This is a genomic window from Vibrio sp. SNU_ST1 (assembly GCF_030563405.1).
In the GTDB taxonomy this organism is placed as follows: Bacteria; Pseudomonadota; Gammaproteobacteria; order Enterobacterales; family Vibrionaceae; genus Vibrio.
Genome location: NZ_CP130749.1, coordinates 540,327 through 559,169 on the forward strand (window position 1 = coordinate 540,327; position 18,843 = coordinate 559,169).

General features: G+C 43.0%; 18 protein-coding genes and 1 pseudogene. 13 read left to right on the forward strand and 6 right to left on the reverse strand.

Annotated features, from left to right (window positions below; genetic code table 11):
* Nucleotides 1–119 precede the first annotated feature (119 nt).
* Both Q5H80_RS16720 and Q5H80_RS16725 read left to right on the forward strand, forming a co-directional pair.
* The gene (locus tag Q5H80_RS16720; RefSeq protein ID WP_304570534.1) at nucleotides 120–464 is read left to right on the forward strand and encodes a hypothetical protein; all 345 of its coding nucleotides are present in this window, start codon (nucleotides 120–122) and stop codon (nucleotides 462–464) included.
* Nucleotides 448–903, forward strand: coding sequence for a hypothetical protein (locus Q5H80_RS16725; RefSeq protein ID WP_304570535.1), 456 nt, complete (start codon nucleotides 448–450; stop codon nucleotides 901–903). The genes Q5H80_RS16720 and Q5H80_RS16725 overlap by 17 nt, the downstream gene beginning before the upstream one ends.
* Nucleotides 904–1,135: 232 nt before the next feature.
* Here Q5H80_RS16725 and Q5H80_RS16730 read toward each other — a convergent pair whose 3' ends face one another.
* Entirely contained in the window at nucleotides 1,136–1,459 is a 324-nt protein-coding gene (locus tag Q5H80_RS16730) for a hypothetical protein (protein ID WP_304570537.1), read from the reverse strand.
* A gap of 211 nt (nucleotides 1,460–1,670) precedes the next feature.
* Here Q5H80_RS16730 and Q5H80_RS16735 point away from each other — a divergent pair, with 211 nt between their 5' ends.
* Together Q5H80_RS16735 and Q5H80_RS16740 are read left to right on the forward strand one after the other, a co-directional pair.
* Nucleotides 1,671–2,018 carry a hypothetical protein gene (locus tag Q5H80_RS16735; protein ID WP_102536427.1) on the forward strand — a complete coding sequence of 116 codons (348 nt, stop codon included), beginning with the start codon at nucleotides 1,671–1,673 and terminating at the stop codon, nucleotides 2,016–2,018.
* Between the two features lie 13 nt (nucleotides 2,019–2,031).
* Nucleotides 2,032–2,487, forward strand: coding sequence for a hypothetical protein (locus Q5H80_RS16740; RefSeq protein ID WP_304570539.1), 456 nt, complete (start codon nucleotides 2,032–2,034; stop codon nucleotides 2,485–2,487).
* 178 nt (nucleotides 2,488–2,665) lie between these two features.
* Here Q5H80_RS16740 and Q5H80_RS16745 read toward each other — a convergent pair.
* The 5 genes and pseudogenes from Q5H80_RS16745 to Q5H80_RS16765 all read right to left on the reverse strand — a co-directional run.
* A pseudogene (locus Q5H80_RS16745) lies at nucleotides 2,666–3,204 on the reverse strand (tyrosine-type recombinase/integrase); the annotation flags it as partial.
* An 85-nt stretch (nucleotides 3,205–3,289) separates the two neighbouring features.
* Nucleotides 3,290–3,499 carry a cold-shock protein gene (locus Q5H80_RS16750; protein WP_004731543.1) on the reverse strand — a complete coding sequence of 70 codons (210 nt, stop codon included), beginning with the start codon at nucleotides 3,497–3,499 and terminating at the stop codon, nucleotides 3,290–3,292.
* Between the two features lie 447 nt (nucleotides 3,500–3,946).
* Nucleotides 3,947–5,038: a PQQ-dependent sugar dehydrogenase gene (locus tag Q5H80_RS16755; RefSeq protein ID WP_304570540.1), complete on the reverse strand. Its 1,092-nt coding sequence runs from the start codon at nucleotides 5,036–5,038 to the stop codon at nucleotides 3,947–3,949.
* Between the two features lie 136 nt (nucleotides 5,039–5,174).
* Nucleotides 5,175–5,960 carry an ABC transporter ATP-binding protein gene (locus Q5H80_RS16760; protein ID WP_304570542.1) on the reverse strand — a complete coding sequence of 262 codons (786 nt, stop codon included), beginning with the start codon at nucleotides 5,958–5,960 and terminating at the stop codon, nucleotides 5,175–5,177.
* A 77-nt stretch (nucleotides 5,961–6,037) separates the two neighbouring features.
* Nucleotides 6,038–6,796 carry a siderophore ferric iron reductase gene (locus tag Q5H80_RS16765; protein ID WP_304570544.1) on the reverse strand — a complete coding sequence of 253 codons (759 nt, stop codon included), beginning with the start codon at nucleotides 6,794–6,796 and terminating at the stop codon, nucleotides 6,038–6,040.
* 219 nt (nucleotides 6,797–7,015) lie between these two features.
* Between Q5H80_RS16765 and Q5H80_RS16770 the strand changes: the two genes are divergently transcribed.
* The 9 genes from Q5H80_RS16770 (at nucleotide 7,016) to Q5H80_RS16810 (ending at nucleotide 18,840) form a co-directional block, all read left to right on the forward strand.
* Nucleotides 7,016–7,924 (forward strand): AraC family transcriptional regulator, encoded by a 909-nt coding sequence (locus Q5H80_RS16770; protein ID WP_304570545.1) that lies wholly within the window; start codon nucleotides 7,016–7,018, stop codon nucleotides 7,922–7,924.
* Between the two features lie 247 nt (nucleotides 7,925–8,171).
* Nucleotides 8,172–10,301, forward strand: a complete 2,130-nt coding sequence (locus Q5H80_RS16775; protein WP_304570547.1) for a TonB-dependent siderophore receptor — start codon at nucleotides 8,172–8,174, stop codon at nucleotides 10,299–10,301.
* 90 nt (nucleotides 10,302–10,391) lie between these two features.
* A complete protein-coding gene (locus Q5H80_RS16780) occupies nucleotides 10,392–11,345 on the forward strand; it encodes an iron-siderophore ABC transporter substrate-binding protein (RefSeq protein WP_304570548.1) in 954 nt (317 codons plus the stop codon).
* On the forward strand, nucleotides 11,345–13,339 hold the full coding sequence (fhuB, locus tag Q5H80_RS16785) for a Fe(3+)-hydroxamate ABC transporter permease FhuB (RefSeq protein ID WP_304570549.1): 1,995 nt from the start codon (nucleotides 11,345–11,347) through the stop codon (nucleotides 13,337–13,339). Before Q5H80_RS16780 ends, fhuB begins: the two co-directional genes overlap by 1 nt.
* A gap of 220 nt (nucleotides 13,340–13,559) precedes the next feature.
* Nucleotides 13,560–14,372 (forward strand): crotonase/enoyl-CoA hydratase family protein, encoded by an 813-nt coding sequence (locus tag Q5H80_RS16790; RefSeq protein ID WP_304570550.1) that lies wholly within the window; start codon nucleotides 13,560–13,562, stop codon nucleotides 14,370–14,372.
* A 93-nt stretch (nucleotides 14,373–14,465) separates the two neighbouring features.
* On the forward strand, nucleotides 14,466–15,659 hold the full coding sequence (locus Q5H80_RS16795; protein WP_304570551.1) for an OmpP1/FadL family transporter: 1,194 nt from the start codon (nucleotides 14,466–14,468) through the stop codon (nucleotides 15,657–15,659).
* Entirely contained in the window at nucleotides 15,659–16,348 is a 690-nt protein-coding gene (locus Q5H80_RS16800; protein ID WP_304570552.1) for a hypothetical protein, read from the forward strand. Before Q5H80_RS16795 ends, Q5H80_RS16800 begins: the two co-directional genes overlap by 1 nt.
* Before the next feature lie 394 nt (nucleotides 16,349–16,742).
* Complete coding sequence (locus Q5H80_RS16805; protein WP_304570765.1) at nucleotides 16,743–17,798, forward strand: NADH:flavin oxidoreductase; 1,056 nt, start codon at nucleotides 16,743–16,745, stop codon at nucleotides 17,796–17,798.
* Between the two features lie 394 nt (nucleotides 17,799–18,192).
* The gene (locus Q5H80_RS16810; protein ID WP_304570553.1) at nucleotides 18,193–18,840 is read left to right on the forward strand and encodes a CatB-related O-acetyltransferase; all 648 of its coding nucleotides are present in this window, start codon (nucleotides 18,193–18,195) and stop codon (nucleotides 18,838–18,840) included.
* Nucleotides 18,841–18,843: the final 3 nt, after the last annotated feature.

Genomic DNA, 18,843 nt, shown 5'->3' on the forward strand with positions numbered 1-18,843 from the left:
TGACAGTAAATGTGCGGATTGTTCTATTTACGTGCATACCATCAACTTTTGCGAATTGACAATTCCAGTCTAAATATCTAAAAAACATCTAGAGTTTATGCAATTTGAGAAGTATTGATATGGCAACTATTGGTGTTTGTGAAATAAAAAACATGCAGCTTAGTAAGAGAAGCAAGAGAGATGTAGCTGATATTAAGTCGATTATGGAATCAGGGAACCTCTTAGCAGGAGTTCTAGCGGCAACTCCATTTTATTTTATCTTTGGCACACCAAGTGTCACGAAAAGCCCGTTTGAAACGATGATAACAATCAGAGAAAATGACTGGGATACGTTTGGTCAAGCGATGTTGAGTTCAAGCTCTTATACTCGAAATGCGATCCTTAAAATAGCAATGGAACGTGAGATATTCACAAATGGAGAGGAACAAAAGTTCTGGGGGTGTGTGGTTGAATTATCGAAGTAAGGTTTTAATAGCTCTTTCGTTGTTATCTGGTTGTGCCTATAGCCAAACAAGTGTGGAGAGCCTAGAGAAACAGTGGTTACAGAGAATCGATTTTTGTATTGAGTTAGCTCAGAAAAACGAAGTCCCGTTTCCAAAGTCTGATTGGTTTCAATCACTCTCGATTGAAGACAAAAAGAGCGTAGCTAGCTACATTGCGAACTACAATGACAGACAATGTTCACACTTCGAAACTGAAGCTTTGCTCAAAGCTATTCAAGAGCAGGATGCCCAAGAGGTATTCGATAGAAACGCTGTCGATTTAATACCTCTTGAAGAGCAAACGTCGGAAAGAATGAAAAATATAGACGTGATTAAGGTCATGGAACTTCAGAAACGCTTTAGTGAACCATTTAGTACTCGCTATGTGATGGAAGAGCAGGGTTGGTATCCCCCGCAATAAGTCGATCTGTGAACAATAGAAATTGACCGTTAAAGGCTAATGCCGTTCGCTCTTAAGTGAACGGCATTACAGCAGAGGCTGGCTATTTTTAGAAAGATGTTTACCACTCTGTTCGCTTCTGTTTCTTTACGAATCGAAACAGTGCTCCGTGTGACTTTAGCTGCATTTATTCTGGCTGTGATTGCTGTGAGCTTAATTCTCAAATATTGCTGAATGAGCTTAAAATTTAGGACTACCAGACGTAGAACTTAAAACAGAGCATAATGAAAATAGCGGTAATGATTCCTAGCCAGCCTAATGTTCGAGTGACTACTTCAGGTGATTGACCATTAAAATGGGGGAGCAAGATAGCGCCTAACGAAACAAGTGGCAGAAAGCCGTAGAGCTGGCCATCATACTTGGTCGTCATTACTGGGAAAGGGGGAATAATCTTGTAAACAAACAGGTATACAAGATAAACCGACATGGCGATAGATGCTTGTTTTTTGCTGGTATCACTTCCAGACCAAAATAAAAAATAGACAGCTAAAGCTAAGAAAGATAATAGGTCAATCATATAATTATTGAGCTCAGAGGCTGCGGTATCTAAAGGAAGATTATTTCAGTTTGTTCGATTAGCGACAAGTCTTATGTATAAATTAAGTTTGATTAGTGTTTATGAGCTACTTTTAGTCACTATCACTACTAATTTGGTGCGGATGTCACCTTCATTTTGTTTGTTTTTTTATTAAAATCATAGACCTAATTTTTAAGGCGAGTTATAGATTATGGTTAAAGGCGAGTTTTGTCGTGTTGAAGGTTTTAAGCCATCAGCCCGTACGCAGGAATACATTGAACAAATGAACCACATCACAGACATGAGCTCTGTTCTAGACAAGATCATTAAGGCAGTTCCTTTCTTCCAAATCTTTGCTGGCCGCGACTCTTATAAAGGTGTTGCTATTGCATCTGCGTCATATAATGCAACTACCTATGATTGGGTGTTGTATCAAGATGCCGTGGCAGCAGTTGGGGCTCTTGAGCGAAGCAGGTTAGTGCAACTTTCAGGAATGGCAGCACTAAATACTCATGGGGAAGAGCGCAAGTTTTGGGAGTGCGTTCATAATGCGTTGTAGGAGCCTTATCTCTATGCTTTCGTTGGTAGCTTTTTCAGTGTCAGCTTCGGATACCTGGGAGGCGCACTTAAAAGCTGATATGGAGCAGTCTTATCAAGCTCTAGACGAAAAGGTTGATCTCTGTTTATCTCAACGAAACAGCTTTCAATATAGCAAGGGAATCCAAAATGTTTGGTTTAATAACTTAACTGATGAGAACAAGAAAGGAGTTCTGCTGTTTGCATTCGAAAGGGCTATGGAGCGATGTTCAATTGCTGAGAGAGCGGAGTACACTCGTATAATGCTTAGATATGTATCATTTACCAATGATGAAAAGCCTCTTGAGCAGTGGAAAAAGTTAGTAAGGGGTTTTCCAGATACCATTGATTCTGTCGTGGAGGTGGGAATTGAAGATGCTAAAAATTTTTCCGACACGCATTTCTCACAACCATTTGATGTGTTGCAAGTAGCAAAATCTCTAAGCTTGTAACCGACTATTCTGGGTGATTATGTGTTGCTCCTAAAATCTTCTATTCAAACTCACTTTTGTCCAAGACCTTGATAGGTTGAATAGCTTTTGTTCACCATCAGCAAGGGACCTACTTGTGAACACAAATAGGTCCCTTCGAGTCAATGTTTTTATATTCCCTACAAACCATTAATCGCTTTTATATTTTTCGGTCGTGTAATTTATGTGGGAACAACTGGGTATAAACCTGCCACAATGTGTTTAGGTTTCTATGACCAGTTACTTGAGCAACTTCCTCAATGGTGAAGCCTTTCTCGAACAAGTGGCTTGCACCTCCACTGCGTAGGTCATGATACCGCAGGTTATCAACTCCAACCTTTTGACACACTTCAACAAAGCCTCGGCCAACTGAGTGTGGGTTATAAGGGAATATCAATTCTCCTTTACGTTCTTGCCTCATCACAATATCTAATGCTTCACCAAGTAGAGGAACGACCATATGGTGCCTTCTTTCTTACGTGGGTCTTTTCGGTCACGTGCGATCACTGTTCTAAGTTCTTCGTTCAAGTCTTCCCCCCGAATACCACACACTTCGCTGACTCTCATACAGCTCAGGATGCTGAAGTCTAGAAGCATAGAGTAGGGCGTCTTGTTCGTTTCTCTGATTTATCGATGAGTTTCATGCAGAATAGGCGTTGCTTCTAAGAATGTGTTCACGTTCGCGGAAACGTTGAATAGAACTAACTAGTTTAAATCTCTGAATAGCGGGTAAAAAAATAGCCAGCAGAGGCTGGCTATTTTCAGAAAGCTTTAAAATACTAAATTAAAGTACTTTGATGCTGTCAGCTTGTGGGCCTTTTTGACCTTGAGATACAGTGAACTCAACTTGTTGGCCTTCAGCAAGAGTTTTGAAACCGTCGCCTGTGATTGCAGAGAAGTGTGCAAATACGTCTGGGCCGTTTTCTTGCTCGATGAAGCCGAAGCCTTTAGTTTCGTTGAACCATTTTACTTTACCAGTAACTGTGTTAGACATGATGATATCCTAAAATTAAATTTTTATTTTGAGCCAATTGTGGCACTGATAGCGCGGAAAAGTTTATTGCTATTGCGTACAACACAACGGGGTTACTAGTAATCCAACGAAATGTTTATATACAAAGAACTTTCTTTCTAGCCGAGATGAAGTCTAAATCAAATTAGGGGATAGTCAATCGAATCCATAGTGAAAGGTTGTAGAAACTTGGGGGTAGTCAAACTTTGCATTCCTTAAATATCATGGAGTTACAGTTGTATGGTGATTTGTTGTAGTTTTTGTGAAAAAGGTAGTCGAAATTGATGACGAATTTGGAGTAATTGCACTGTTTTTGCACATTAATTTTTCAAATTATTAAGCCGATAATTGGAGCTTGAATCCAATTTTAACGGCTTATATTTATAATCTCACTGTAAGCATCATGTTTCTATTGGAACGAGCTTTTGACTACTTTTTCAATCGATATAGGTTGCCATTATCGGTACTGAAAAAGATGTCGCCACTTAGTGAAGTTTCGATGTCTCTTATCCTCTCGCCTAAATCTTCTAAAATGCGTTCTTCTTCGGTTGCCTCACCTTGTTCATTGACAGTCACAATATTGATGTGAGTAAGTTTAAGCGCGCCAGCCAGAAGTTTTCCTTTCAACTCTGGGTATTTGTCACCTTGGTAGACGATCAAGCTGCCCGGAGCAATTGAAGGAACGTAGACTTTTATTGGAGACTCGATGCCGTCTTTGGTTTCAGATTCGCCAACGCGAATTGGGCCCCAGTATTCTTTACCGTGTGACGTGACAGGCCACCCGTAGTTGGCACCTGTTTTTATTAGGTTAATTTCGTCACCACCTCGCGGGCCGTGTTCAATCGACCACAGCTTTTGGGTCGGGAAGTCGTAATACAAGCCTTGTGGATTACGATGACCATAGCTCCAAATTTCATTGAGCACCTTGTTGTTATCCGAGAATGGGTTATCGCTTGGTGTACTTCCATCGGCATTTAATCGCAATATTGAGCCAGCGTGAGTCATGGTGTCTTGGCCGTTGTCTCGGTCACCGCGATCGCCGATTGAAAAGTACAGGTGGCTATCATCAAAAGTAATGCGACTCCCAAAGTGACGTCCGGTGTCTGTTCTGGACTTTGTCACCAACACGTCTGTCCAATTGGTGATTTTATTATTGCTGTAATTAGCAGAAGCCAGTGTCGTTACACCTTCACCTCCGACGTCTTTACTGTAAGTGACGTAGAGTTTTTCGTTTTCAAAAGGGGAGAGAGTGATATCCAATAGACCACCTTGGCCTTTCGCCCATACATTTGGCAGCCTGAACAGTGTGCTTTGTTCACCCGTCTTTAAATCAACCTGTTTAATGACGCCAGCTTTTTCTGTGAGAAGCATAGTACTGTCATCGACATAAGCGAGGCCCCATGGAATCTCGAGGCCGTCTGTGATTTTCTCTACTTGCCATGCCAACGCTGAGGTTGAAGCCATTGGACTCGATGCGATGAGTGCCAAAGTACAGGAAAGAATACGATGATGATTGTTCATGGAAGCCCCTTGATTTTCATGACGTGGTATTAGTTTAGCTTGTGCATGCTCAAGTTTAAGGAAACATTCATTCCGTTTTGGCTCATGGTGCTGAGGAGTTATCTAAAAAGCGAGTGATTAACCCATTTAGCTTAGGTTATTGGCAAACAACGGCAACCTTCTCACTCGCTGCAGTATTGGCTGGAACTGGATGGTCGATCAGTCGAATAGGAGATTCATACAAAGCGGATAGCGCTTGTTCATCAAGTAACTTATTTGCGCTACCTTCAAACGCGACCTGTCCTTTCTTTAGGGCAACGATGTGTGTCGCGTAACGCAGTGCTAGATTCAAATCGTGCAAAATGACGATCACTCCAACATTTTCCGTTTTGTTGAGTTCAGACAGCAAACCCATAAGCTGAAACTGATGATGCACATCCAATGCCGAAGTCGGCTCATCAAGGATTAGTACTGGTGATTGCTGAGCCAACAACATCGATACCCACGCGCGTTGACGCTCTCCTCCCGATAAATCATCCGCCAAGGCTTGTGAGAATTCAGTGACACCGGTTCTTTCCATCGCTTGTTGGATAATCGACTTATCTTCTGAATTCCAACGGCCTAGCGCGCCTCTCCATGGGAAACGTCCTAAACGAACCAACTCTTCTACGGTTAAGCCTGCAGAAGCGGGGAGCTTTTGCGGTAAATAAGCAATCTTCTTCGCTAAGTCTTTGCTTTTGAATGAAGAGAGGGAAGCGCCGTCTAGTTCCACGCTGCCGTGATCCGGCGACATCTGTCCAGAGAGTAAATTAACGAGTGTAGATTTACCCGAACCATTATGGCCAAGAACGACTGTCAGTTCATTGGTCGGAATCGTGAGGTCTTCGATTGAGAGGATGGTTCGTTCATCACGAACAATTTTGATGTTTGAAAGCTGAAACATGTCAGTCCTGTAATTAGATCAGTAGCGAAGCTCAATGGGAGAAGGCTCGTCGTATTGAACTTTAATAAATGGCGTGACTAAGCGATTTTTTTGTTGTCTGGATGCCTAGGGCAATTATCACAGTACTTTCTTGAATCGCATTTATAAACGAGGCAGCAGCTGATTCTGATCAGTTTTAACATCCCCGAACTAGAGTCCACTTTAAGGCTGTTTAAATGATTTTCAGGCAACTGGCATGCTTCTAACCAAAGCTTAGCTTGCGCAGTAATGTAATCGTTGCTCAGGCTTGGTTCGTGCTGCTGAAGTTTTATCAAACTGCCTAACAATAGATCGGCCAATAAATGATTGGTAAATCCTGGGCGAATACGTGTCCATTCACTGATCTGGCTTCGATAAAACTCAGTCAGTGCAAGAATGGCTTCACCAGCATCTGGAATCAGCTCTTCTGGTGAACCATGTTGATGATCACCATTAAAGAAGCGGTAACCAGTAATGAACTCTTTGTATCTAAATTGACCGATATTCTTGATGTCGGGCAATGAATGAAGCCCATAGATAGAAATGAAAGTCACATAGATAGGCTGCCAACACACGAGATCCCAGGTTCGCGTTAACCAATACGCTTTACCTGCTTCTGGGTGGCTTTGCGAAAGACCATCGTAAACTCGTTTGAGCTCTTTATGACTATTCTCATTTGTTACCGCAATGCTCCTGTTATTAAGCGCACCAAAGCTTCCGCTTAAATAGGGGGTAACTTGTTTTGAGTAAGCGAAGATTTTTTGATGTAGAGACGGGGCTTTCCGACGGGTGATAATATTGTGCAGTTGGGGAAGCATCTTAAATCAATAAATGAGAATCAGTTGCGTTATCATAACGAACATAGTCGAGGATAACCATACAAAATGGAGCATCTACTCGGTGCTTTTAATGTTTTTGAGATTTATAAAGTTTGGGTGGGCTGTCCTTTTTTCAGTGATAAAAGCCACTTTAAGTGATAAAAGTATTGTTGAACCCAACACGCCCTAGTCAAAAATAGAGAAGATGAAAGCTTGAATATGAACACACCTGCATTTGATCGTATCAGCCGCGTTCTGGCTTATATCCATGCGAACTTAAGCTCAACACTATCGCTAGAAGATATTGCGAAACAAAGCTGTTGGTCTCGTTGGCAGCTGCAAAGAGTGTTTCAAGCCGAAACCGGGCTTACCGTGGCGAACTATGTGAGAGAGCTAAAGTTAAGTCAGGCTGCCGAAGAGCTGCTTGATGGAAAAGATCGTGTTATCGATATTGCGCTTGGTCTCGGATTCAATTCAGAAATAAGCTTTAGCCGTTCGTTTAAGCAAATGTTTGGGGTAAGCCCAAGTCAGTATAGAAAAGCAGGTAAAAGAGTAGGGCTAAAAAAGCCGATACAAGTATCTGAAACGGCGAGTAATTCAGAAAATAGGGCGTTAAGCTTTGTGGAAGTGCGCATTGATGAAAGAGAGTCTTTCTTAGTGAAAGGAATGACATCAGAAATCAGTGGCTTGTTTTCACTCACGCAAGACTTCACACAGAAAGTCCCTCAGCTATGGTCACGTTTAGAGGGTGAGGTTGAAATCCCTGACGCCAACATGCTCCAGTTCATTGGTGTTGTTGACCTGACTCAGTCTTGCTTTGACGGAACCAATATTTACTATTGGGCGGGCGTTGAGCTTCATGACGAGATCTCTATCCCGCAACTGCCTAGTATTATCTCTGATAAGTTAGAGGTGCTGACGATTCCGAAGCAAACCTATGCTGTAGTGAAGCACCGTGGTCCTATAGAGCATCTACCCCATACTCTAAGTTGGTTCGTGCTTAATTGGCTTCCAAATTCAGGTTATCGTGGCGTTGATGGTTATGAACTTGAGATGTACCCATTTGGCTATCAAGCTCATGCTTCTGATGCGGAAATGGAGTACTGGGTTCCAATTATTAAATCGTAGTCATATTTCAGCCCTCCGACTTTCTCCCCCCTTCCTCAAAAGCCTTTTTGTTACAAGGTCAAAGGTTACAAGGTCGAATGCTACTAGAGCAATTGTGTGTTTAATCAGCAATTGACCTAATTTTACTAAAAATAGGCCAAGTTCTTTTTGAACTTGCACCAAATTGTTAATTATCCCATCTCTAGATACATACAATGCAAATGAGATTTATTACTATTTACAATTAAGCATTGGTACCGAGGGAATCATGACCACTCACACTCGTTTTAAGTATTCATCATTGGCAGTCGCGTTGCTGACTGCGTTTTCAGCGCAAGCATTCGCGGAAGATACCACTACTTCGGCAGATTCGAATGTAGAAACTATCACTGTTATGGGTAAAGCTTACCGTAATACAGCAACGAAAACCGTTTTAGCGCCAGAAGAAACGCCGCAAACACTTAACGTTATCGAAAGCGAACAGATGGAACAACGTGGTGTTAAGTCTGTAATGCAAGCTCTTCGTTATGCACCAGGTGTATCAACCGAGAATAAAGGTGGTGCAGTGGTTCTTAGTGATTGGGTTAAAATTCGCGGTTTTGGCTCTACGAATAACTATTATGACGGAATGATGTTGCCAATCCTTCCTGGATGGAACGTACAACCTCAGATTGATCCTATTGCTATGGAGCGTTTGGAAATATTCAAAGGTCCAACATCGGTTCTTTACGGATCAATGCCACCAGGAGGCATGGTCAATATCATTGCAAAATCGCCTAAGTTCGAAGAGTCTACGAAAATTGGCTTGGCAACGGGTTTAGATAACTTAGTTGAAGCTTCAATTGATACAACGGGTGCTTTGAGTGACAACGTTGCTTATCGCTTGGTTGCTCTGGGTCGTAAGAAAGATACGCAAGTAGACGGTGTTGAGGAAGAGCGCTATGTGATTGCGCCATCAATCGATTGGTATGTGTCTGATAAAACCTTTATTAACTTCAATCTTTATTATCAGAATGACCCTGCACTAGGTCAGAACGTGACACTCCCATTAGCGGCGATTGAATCAGGAAAAGTCTCACCTTCGACATTTGCCGGGGATGTTAATTACAACACCATCAAACGTGATTTCTTGATTACTGGTTATAAGTTTAACCATGATTTCAACTCAAATTGGGCATTTCTTCAGAATTTCCGTTATATGAAAACTGACTTTTATCAAGAAAGTACTAGCAGTGGCAATTTTGATGTTTCAACTGGCTCATTAGCTCGTTCGGCATATAGCACGGATGAAAGCTCTACGGGTATTAGTGTTGATAACCAACTATCGGGCTTAGTGTCTACTGGCTCATTGGATCACTATTTACTTTTTGGTGTGGATTATCGAAACACAGAGGGTGATGTAGCCTACGACGCTTTCGCAGGTGTTGATAGCATCAACCTTTACAATCCAAATAACGATAAGCTGAACCCGAATGATTTTACAAAAACGTATTATCAAAATAACGACATTGAAGTGAGTCAGCTTGGTTTCTATTTCCAAGACCAGATGTTGATTGATAATTGGGTGTTCATTGCTGGTGGTCGTTTTGACAAAGTCGAAACAACGACAAAAGTATCAGTATTTGGTGGTGCACCAAGTAAAACGGATACTGATGATACTAATTTCTCATACCGCTTAGGTGCTTTGTACAAATTTGATAATGGTTTATCTCCATTTGCTAACTTTGCTACCAGTTTTGAACCGAGTGTAAAGTTAGATACTAACGGTAACAACCTAGATCCTGAAACCGGTGAACAAGTCGAGTTGGGCCTTAAGTATGACTCATATGAGAATATGATTTCAGGCTCGATGGCTCTGTTCCAAGTGAACAAAAAAAATGTGGGCGTTCGTCCTGATGGAGCTTCACCATGGACTTCAGTTGGTGAGATTCGCTCACAAGGTATTGAGTTAGAAGGACGAGCACAAGTCACTGATAACTTGGATGTGTTAGCGAACTACACATACACAGATATGGAAATTACTGAAGATAGAAACGCATCAAATATCGGACAAACACCAGTATTTGTACCAGATCATACTGCAAATGTTTGGGCTAACTATTTTGTACGTAGTGGTGCAATGAGTGGTCTTAGAGTCGGCGGTGGCGTGCGTTATGTGGGAGAAACGGTTCTAAACGATACGTCAGACAAAAATAAAGGCCAAGTACCATCATATACTTTAGTTGATTTGTCTCTAGGTTATGACTTAGGCGAGGTTAACAGCTCGCTTAAGAACGCAACAGCTAATGTCGTTGCAAATAACATATTCAATGAAGAGTATTACACTTGTTGGAATGAGAGCTATTGCTGGTACGGTCAAGAGCAAACTGTAGAATTTAATGTTAATTACGAATTCTAACTAAGTTAGGGTTATCAATTTAAAGCAGCCTTTACTGGGCTGCTTTTGTCGTTTGAATAAATATAGAATTTAGATTGAGTAGGCAACAATATGAATTTACAACGAATAGCTTCCCATGTTTCTAAAGTAAAGAGCTTGAATACAAAGCTAGTGGTAACTGTATTAGCGAGCGCTTTATCGTTTAATGCGATGGCCAATTTTCAAGTTGAAGACAGTGAGGGCGTAAAAACCCTTGAAGCTCAGCCCGTTAGAGTGGCTGCGTTAAACTGGGACATTGCTGAACAAGTGATTGAACTCGGTATCACACCAGTAGCGGTGCCTGATATTGCAGGTTATACCGATTGGGTTGTTCAACCTGCGATTCCAGAAGGCGTGGCGGACATTGGTACTCGAACTGAGCCCAATTTTTCTGCTTTGAAGAAGCTAAATCCTGATGTGATTCTCATCGCTTCACCGCAGAAAGATCTTCAGGATCGACTCTCTGAAATTGCGCCAGTACTTTACTACCAAACGTACAGTGAACAACACAGCAATGCAGCGGCTGCTATTGAGAACTTTAAGAAGATTAGTCAATTACTGGGTAAAGAAGATCAAGCCGACAAGAAGCTCGCAGCGATGGACGAACGTATCGCTGTTCTAAAAGCTGAGTTAGACAAAGCGTATCCGGGCAACAAGCCAAAAGTCACTTCTTTCCGTTTTGCGAGTACCACATCGGTGTTTATCTACGGCGATAATTCGATTCCACAATATGCACTTGAAAAGCTTGGTTTTGAAAATGCGATGGATCTTCCTGTAAGCCAGTGGGGCATCAGTCAAAAACGAATGACAGAGCTTAAGAACGTTAAGAAGGGCATTGCGCTTTATTTTGAACCTTTCCCATATCAAGACAAACTAGACCGCTCTCCAGTCTGGAAGAGCATGCCCTTTGTTCGTAATGGTCAATTTAGCCCAGTGGCAGCAAGTTGGAGCTACGGTGGTGCCATGTCGATTTTGTACAACGCGGAAGCTATGGCGCAATCGCTGTTGACCTTAGCGGAGCAGTAATGAAATCCAGTGGTTTGGTGATGGGGGCAGCGCTGTTTTTCGCTTCCCTTGTTCATTTATGGTTAGGGCAATCTGAATTTGGCCCTATTGGTGAGCTGCTCCAGCAAGTTTCACTGATCAGTGACAGCGCGACATTCAATTCAATGGTTGATGATTCATTCGAGTTGATGGCGTTAATCTATGTCAACTTGCCTCGCTTAGCCATGGCGATCTTGGTTGGTGGAACACTCGGCACCATAGGTAGCCTGTTTCAACAGCTGACGCAGAACAGAATGATGTCTCCGTTAACTTTAGGTACATCATCAGGCGCTTGGCTTGGTCTGGTTATTCTTAATGTGGTTGCACCGATGTTGGTCGCTCAGTATTCAGTTTGGTTCGCGCTGATCGGTGCGCTGCTCGCGATGGGGCTGATTGTTTCGATTGTCGGCATTAAAAACATGAGCGGTTTACCCATTGTATTGGCGGGTATGGCGGTCAACTTATTGCTAGGGGCATTTGCGACAGCGATTATTCTGCTCAACGATCAGTATGCGCAGAACTTGTTTGTTTGGGGAGCGGGCGATCTAGGGCAAAATGGTTGGGAACAAGTGCTTTGGTTGATGCCTAAACTACTGCCGATTTTGGCCATATTCTTCTTAGCTCCGCGAATTCTGACTTTGCTTTCAATCGGTACAGAAGGGGCTGCTGCGCGTGGTCTTAACATCGGCATGACCTTCTTTGTATTAATGGCGATTGGAGTTTGGTTAGTTTCTGTGTCGATTACCTCAGTGGGCGTGATCAGCTTTATTGGCTTGATAGCTCCTAATATCGCAAGGCACTTGGGCTTTTTGAAGGCGAAATCGGAACTCATAGTAAGCTGCGTGTTAGGTGCGCTGTTGCTTTGTGTGACCGACAGCTTGGCGATCTTCTTAGCGCAATGGTCTTTGGATATGATTCCAACAGGAACGGCAACTGCGGTAATCGGTGCTCCAGCTTTGATCATTATTGCTCGCAAGCAAATGTCTGCTCAAGATCAGCTGTTTTTCTCGATGCCTAAAGGACCAAAGTTTATTTCACCTTTGGCTTACTTCTTATTGGGCACAATGATTTTCGGGTTGCTGGCGTTGAGTACATTGTCTCAGCCTTCTTCTGATATGGGCTACTTTGTTATCCCAGACGCATTTGAATGGTCTATCCGTTGGCCGAGGATGTTAACTGCGATATTCGCTGGTGGCGGCTTGGCGGTTGCGGGTGTGATTCTGCAAAGGTTAGTTTACAACCCATTAGCAAGCCCAGACATTCTTGGGGTTTCGGCGGGTGCAGTTTTGGCGTTGATTTTAAGTAGCTTATTTATGGGCTATTCGATTCACTCATTGAGCCCTTGGATTGCTTTCTTAGGTAGTGCGATTGCACTCTGTTTGTTGCTGTTCCTTGGCAAGAAGCACCAGTTTGCTCCGTCTATCCTAATACTTACAGGTATCTCGTTGACTGCAGTGTTAGAGGCTTTAGTGCAATTCTCTTTAACGCGAGTAGGAGAAGGGAAATACACCTTATTGGCGTGGTTGGCAGGTTCTACCTATCGTGTGGAACCCGAGTCAGCAGCGATTATGGCCATAGTGATAACCGTTTGTATTGGTGTGGCTCTGCTGCTGAGTCGTTGGGTGACCTTAATTGCGACCGGACGTCAGTTCGCGAGAGCCAGAGGGTTGAATATCAATATCGCTTACGTGGCATTGTTGTGCATTGTCGCGATTTTATGTTCGGTCGTGACAACAACCATGGGGCCTGTCGCGTTTGTCGGCTTGTTAGCTCCGCATATCGCTGCAATGGTGGGGGCTCGTTTGATTCGAGAGCAGATCATCTTGTCGTTTTTAATTGGTGCTGCTCTCATGCTATTTGCAGACTGGTTAGGGCAAGTGGTGGTGTTCCCAGCGCAGCTAGCTGCAGGCACGTTAGTTTCCATTATTGGTGGCAGTTACTTTATCTTTTTATTACTCAAATCCCGAAGAGCATAGGTTCTGCTAATAACCTAAAGCCATTGGTAAGCAAAGCTATTGGCAATTAAAGCGACGAATGAAAAGCAGTGAATGGAGCGACCCATCACTGCTTTTTATTGATGCTGTCTGTGTAAGGGGAAGTGTTAAGCAACACAGGTCTCGCTTCTTAATGTGCAAGTTTGGCATATGTTAATAAAATGTATAATCTAAAGGTCTGACCACTTATAAGGTAGCCACCATGCCAAACCTCGATCGTATTACTTGTTCTATCGATGAAAACCAAATTGCGACGGTTGTTTTGAACCGACCCGATAAGCTCAATGCTATTGATATGGCTATGTTTGAAGCCGTTAATGACATGATAAGTGATCTCAAGAAGAACAGAGATATTCGAGCTGTTATTGTTAAAGGCAGTGGTTCAGACTTTTGTTCTGGTTTAGATGTTAAATCGTTATTGAACAGTAAAGTTGGGGCGATGAAGCTTTTGTTCAAATGGTTACCGACATTACCCAATGCTGCGCAGCGATTTTCGCTTGGTTGGCGAGAGATCCCATGTCCTGTCATTTTTGCGATTCATGGTCGTTGTTGGGGAGGTGGCCTTCAATTAGCCAGTGGTGGTGATTTTAGAATCGCTAGCCCTGATGCAAATTTCTCGATATTGGAAGCGAAGTGGGGTTTGATTCCTGACATGGGAGGCGCCATCGCATTTCGCGAGCTGATGCGTAAGGATCATACGTTAGAAATGGCGATGACGGCCAAGGTGATCGACAGTGAAACAGCGAAAGATTATGGACTAGTAACCAAGATTGCCGAAGATCCTTACGCGGAAGCTTATGCGTTGGCATTGGAATGCGCGAATCGATCGCCAGATGTCGTCGCTGCTAATAAGAAACTTTACAACAAAACTTGGTGGTCAAGCCCTGGTATGGCTGTGTTCTACGAAACTTGGTATCAGATAAAGGTCGGGTTAGGTAAGAACAGGGCGATTGCTGCTCAACGTGAAATTCATCGTGACAAACCACGGCCGTACGTCGCCAGAAAGTTTAAATAGTGTTTGTACAGGAATAATCGATATTCCCTTTGTTTATGGGGCTTTGCGATAACCTTAGAGTAATTTAATGTCTAAGGCTGAATGAGCAATCTGATGAACAAAACTTTTACTTACTCGCTAGCTGCCGCCGCAATTTTTACTAGCTTAAATGCTTTCGCAAGTGGTCTATTTTTACAAGAAGCTGTCGTCGCTAATGCTGGTACTACCGGCGCCGGGGACGGTGTTTACACTCGCTCTGCTGCTGCGATGTGGACTAACCCTGCAACCATGTCTCACATGGGCGAAAGCAAAACGACCATCAATACTATGGCGTTCGATCTTGAGATGAAATATCAAGACAACGGTGATAAGCAAGATGGTAAAGCTCATTCAGTTATGCCGTCATTTGGCGCTTTCCACGCGCACCAAGTAACAGACAAACTACACCTTGGTATTGCGCTTGGCGCTGTCGGTGGCTCTAGCCTAGATTACGGCAGTGAATGGGCGGGTGCTGCACTTCTAGAAGATATTACTCTAACTGCAATGCAAGTGAACCCATCACTCAGTTATAAGCTGAATGACCAATGGTCAGTAGGTGCCGGTGTTCAATTCAGTTGGGCTGCGTTCCAACAAACGACTTCAATGTTAACGGCCAAACAAGACACTGACTGGGCTTATGGCTATAACCTTGGCGTAATGTACACACCAACAGAAAAACTTAAGCTTGGCGCGAGTTACCGCTCTAAGCTAGAGCATGAATTCAACAATGACGTGAATGGTAAACTAGGTGCTAGCGTTTTGAATTCATTATCGACAGATATTGCTTTACCTGAAATTATCGATGCCAGTGCGAGTTATGCACTGAATTCTCAACTAGACCTGCTTGCAAGCATTCAGTTCCACCGTTGGAGCGCGTGGGACGAGACAGTACTAGACTTTGGTGCATCAGTGGGTGGTAATCCTGTGGGTGGGGTTCCAATCAAGCGTGATTGGGATGATGTTTGGAAATTTGCGGTTGGTGCTGATTATCAACTTAACTCAGACTGGCGTCTAAAAGCAGGCTTCTCTTATGAAACATCGCCACAAGACGATCCGTCAATGCAATGGGTTGACCTCCCTGTAGGCGAACAGTATCGCTACTCGGTAGGCGCGTCTACTTACTGGGATGAAATCTTGATCGATGTGTTCTACGAATACGCAGACTTAGGTTCGGTTGAGATGAATCGTGATGGACCTACAGGGCGCAACTTGCTCAATGGCTCTTTCGATGGCCGTATCCACTTTGTTGGCGTTAGTGCGACCTTCTAATGACATTACGTACTCTATTACTTGTTGCTGCGGCAACGCTCGGGTCTATGGGGGCTTTTGCTGAAGAGAAACACCCTGATGATCCGACTAAGATCGTAACCAAAGCAGGCGTTGCTTATAACGAAGAGCTTAAGTTTTCGGGCTCTATTGGGCTGGATGAAGCGCGAATGATCAATGCTCGTGTTAATGCAGATGGTGAAGAGTGGCGAGTAGGCGGTTCATGGCTATTGCCATTGGGTATCGTCAACTTCAACTTTAGCCGTTCAGAATACGACAACGATGCTTATAAGAATAACTACAGTATTGGTACGTTTATACCACTGAGTTATTTCGATATTGAGCCGTTCGGTTGGCAAATCTTCCCAATGGCTGGTTACAGCTATAACGATGGTGAAGTAGCCGTATTCAATGATGAGAATGTGGGCTCGGATTATGTATTGATGCCGAGCTCGACACATGGTGGCTATATCGGAGCGTTTGGCTTAAAAACGATAACCTATGAATGGTCTATCATGGGCTTTGGTGGTGGTTCAATGGGTTCTGACGATTACTCTGGCTATTGGGCTGGTGTTGGTGTGAGCTATAAATTGAGTGATGCTCAATCATTCAATTTCTTCACAATTTTTGCTGAGGATGATTTTGGAGAGAACAACAGTGTTGGTGCATCTTACACCTATGAGTTTAAATAGCTGTTAGCAGGCCAATTCGCAGGTGGACACCTCTCGTAAGAACTACTGACTTAGTCCAGATTAAATTGAACAAAGTCGCTTATTAAAACTGAGCGACTTTCTTTTATTCTATTTCCCAATCTTTTTATCTCCTTCTGCTGTTTTCTATCTCTTTCTCATGTGAGAGTACTGCTCTCTTAATCTAGATTAAGTTTTCCTCGTCTTATTCTCTGTACTATCCGCATAAATCAACGCCCATTCAGTAATGGACAAAAGAGAGTCACTTTGTGAAAAAGAAGTGGTTCTCTTTTGTCTTTTAAAATGGGCAAACACAATAAAGATTTAATGAGGATAAGACTTGAGCACTTTGTTTACAGAAACCCGCATCGGCACAATGACATTGAAGAACCGCTTTATGCGAAGCGCGACGTGGGAAAATATGGCAACAGAAGATGGCCATATGACAGACAAGCTTTACGCTATCTATGAAGAGTTGGCTCAAGGTGAAGTCGGTCTGATCGTGACGGGCTATGCCAACATCGTCGAAGAAGAGAAGCCTAATGCGGGCATGATGGGCATGTATAACGACTCGTTTATCGAAGAGTATCAAAAGCTCACTCAATTGGTCCATGAAAACGACTCTAAAATCGTAATGCAATTGGCTTATGGCGGTACGAAAACCACATATGATCTAGGCGAACGAGTGATCTATGCACCGAGTGAGGTTCCGGAAAAAGGGACCCAAACACTAGGCAAAGCGATGACCAAAGACGAAATTGATTACATTGTTGATGCCTTTGCTCAAGCGTCATTGAGAGCACAGAAGTCAGGCTTTGATGGCGTCGAAATTCATGCTGCTCACACTTACCTGATTAATCAATTTCTAAGCCCTTATTACAACCAACGTGAAGATGAATACGGTGGTAGCCTAGAGAATCGCATGAGATTTTTGCTAGAGATCTACACGGCAACGCGCAAGTTAGTGGGTGATGATTTTCCAATCCTAGTTAAATTGACTGCTTCTGAGTTTTTCGAGGGCGGTGTGACCTTCGATGAGACGCGCCTAGTGTGTAAAAAGCTAGAAGAAGTGGGTGTTGATGGCATTGTGGTTTCTGGCAACATTCATGGTAAAGCTGACACTATGATTGGCGAGTCACATGATGGGTTTACCATTCAAGCTGAAGGTTATTTTCACGAATATGGTCATGCTATCAGCCAAGACGTTAATATCCCAGTTATCACTGTGGGTGGATTGAAGGATTTCGATGCCATAGAAGCTATCGCAAATAACACGGGCATTGAATACTTTGCGCTTTCAAGACCGCTGCTTTCTGAACCAAATTTGGTTAAGCGTTGGAAAGAAGGGGACAGAAGCCCTGTTGAGTGCGAAAGATGTTCAAAATGCCGAACTAAGCGTGGCAACTTCTGTGTCGTGAATAAAGACAGAAAAGCACAGCTTGCTCGCATGTAGTCGTTGAACCTATATCTAAAAATATAACCGAGTCTGATCCTGTTTAATACCACAGGTGCAGACTTGCTCTGTGTTCTACGAACTTATATTTGAAACCTTATTAATCACATTTCTCTGTCAAATTGGTGCGTGCTAAGGGATACAATCCACACGTAAATTTTCCAATCGAGTTATTCTGAGCATACTGTGAAATTACTTCCCCTCTTAAAGCAACCTCGAATCCACTGACGCCTCTTTAGTTTTAGCGACATTGCTATGATTTAAGCGTGATACTTATTATTTAACTCAATAGAACCTGTGTTTATTGGGACGTTAGCTTGTGCACCTCGGATCTGCAAAGTCGAATGTTTTGATATTTAAACGAATAAAACGAATAAGTTAATCAGAGGTAGAAATGCAAAATAAGCATTGGTCTAAATTCGAATTGCTTCATGAGGTTGTTACTAACCCCAACATTCACATCAAGGGTCAACACAGTTATTACAGCGATTGCTGGGACAACGGGTTTGAAGGTTCAGTCGTTCGTTATCTTCATGGTGATGAAGTCAGTCGTCAGTGGGAGCCACGATGGGAAATCGACGAACTGTATATCGGTGATTATGTCTGTATTGGTGCAGAGGTTGTGATTCTGATGGGCGGTAACCATACCCACCGAGTCGATTGGTTTTCTTTGTATCCATTTATGGATGTGATTGAAGATGCCTACATCGGTAAAGGGGACACACATATCAAAGATGGTGTTTGGCTAGGCATGCGAGCGATGATTATGCCCGGCGTGACGATTGGCGAAGGCGCAGTAGTGGCGTCGAACAGCGTCGTTGCAAAAGATGTTGAACCTTACAGTATTGTGGCTGGCTCCCCAGCAAAAGTGGTCAAACACCGCTTCGATAAGACTATTATCGAAGAGCTAATCTCAATGAATATATACGACTGGCCGCCAGAAAAGTTTGAATCATTGAGGCAGCACTTGTGTGGTTCTGACTTAACGGCACTTAAGAATGCGATGGCTGAATATGATACTCATAAGTCGTTGAATACTTAATCG